Raw genomic sequence first — 1,513 nt, 5'->3', positions numbered from 1 at the left:
TCAGCTCTGAATATCCTCTTAAGCGAGTCCGTCACGTTGCAGGGCGGACCTGCGTACGCGATCTTCTTCTCGAAACGCCTCTAGCAAGCGACGCACTGGCTCGGGCACGTGTTCGCTCCCCGGGCCCTCTGGACGAGTGTCGTAGGTGCCGGCAAGTTGGATGAGCGAGTCACCTCGCGGGAATGTGGTCGCTGCGTCCTCAACAACCTCGCCGATCTTTGACTCAACCTGTCGGAGACTTTCGGCGTCTGCGCGACGGTGCCATGAGGCCGACCTGGGGAGGACGTTGAGCGAGAGATACTTTTCGGCGACCTGGCCGACGAGCTTAATTCTTCTATTCACAGCGCTCGCGTTCCAGAAGCTCCAGATGGTAATGCAGATCGAGATCCCCATAAGAAGGAACGCAATCATAGACACTGGCGTCACTGTGCCCTCACCGGCATCCGAGACCGGGGCGGTCATGACTAGAGCGAGCCAGATGATCATCAGTATCGACGAGACGACGGCTGTAATTACCCCCATTCGTCGCGCGCGCCGAACCTTCTCGGCGGACACCTGGGCCACCTTGGATTCAGCTTCAGCCACAGCCGCCGGTCGTGCGCTTTCTCGGCGCGAGTGATAGTCCTGCTCCCAGGCAATATCCCAAGCAACCTGACGATCGTCAATTGCACGAGAAGTTAGCAGTGCGTGATGGCTCCAGCGCTCAAAGCGCTGACCGTCCGGTGACTGGATCCACATCGCGAACTGACCACGTCTGGCCTCTTCATGAGCTTGCGCGAATTTTTCGTCACGCTCCTTGTCGCGAGCCTCTTGCTTCCGGGCATGTCCGCTGCTCTGAAGGATTTGGGCAGACTGATTGATTGCGATGAGTCCGAGCCACGTGTTGGTTCTCATGTGCAGTCCTTCCGGTCAAGGTTTACGCACCACTCTTCTCAGCCCGTGAGCGAGTGGTTCGAATCACGAATGGTGTTCAGATTCTAGCCGCCTGGCCACCGAAAGCGGTTGCCCTCATGAACGCCAGCCAACATCGCAGTACTCAAGAACAGTCGCGCCAAGGCCGTCCGCCTGTCGACTCTGGATGCGATGTGCCGCGTCCTCCAATGCCAGCCGGGCGACCTGTTTGAGTGGGTCGATGACGAAACTGAAGGCGCAGATGCCGGCGATCCCGGCATCAATGACTCCCGGTGACCAAGAGCCGAGGCGACGCAGACCCGAGCGGGCCGACGGCGCGTCCTGAGTGGGTATACCCCACGGCGCAGATGTGTCACGAAACTGCTGATTCGGACCCTGTGGGACGGGGGTGCCTACGGTGCCGTAGCTGTCACGCAGGGTGGTGCTCAATGTGGCAGATGTGTGTGGTTGGGGTGTGACCAACTCCTGCAGTCCCATCCTCACCACTACTGACGAGGAGCTGCTGATTCGATCCGCCGAATTGCAGGGCTTCGATCGGTGGCCGGGGGCTCGGCACTTCGAGGATCTGTCTGCTGCGACGGAACCGTTGCTCCTCGCTAGC

At 59.9% G+C, this 1,513-nt stretch carries 1 protein-coding gene and 1 pseudogene; one reads left to right on the top strand and one right to left on the bottom strand.

The features are described from left to right. Nucleotides 1-18 precede the first annotated feature (18 nt). Entirely contained in the window at nucleotides 19-894 is an 876-nt protein-coding gene (locus ACT3TZ_RS15110; protein ID WP_444584234.1) for a hypothetical protein, read from the bottom strand. A 120-nt stretch (nucleotides 895-1,014) separates the two neighbouring features. Here ACT3TZ_RS15110 and ACT3TZ_RS15105 point away from each other — a divergent pair. Next, nucleotides 1,015-1,188: pseudogene (locus tag ACT3TZ_RS15105) on the top strand (helix-turn-helix domain-containing protein); the annotation flags it as partial. Nucleotides 1,189-1,513: the final 325 nt, after the last annotated feature.

It is taken from the genome of Brachybacterium sp. AOP25-B2-12 (assembly GCF_052378625.1).
Taxonomy (GTDB): domain Bacteria; phylum Actinomycetota; class Actinomycetes; order Actinomycetales; family Dermabacteraceae; genus Brachybacterium.
The sequence above is the reverse complement of the archived record's forward strand: the minus strand, read 5'-3'. Positions and strand labels throughout refer to the sequence as shown.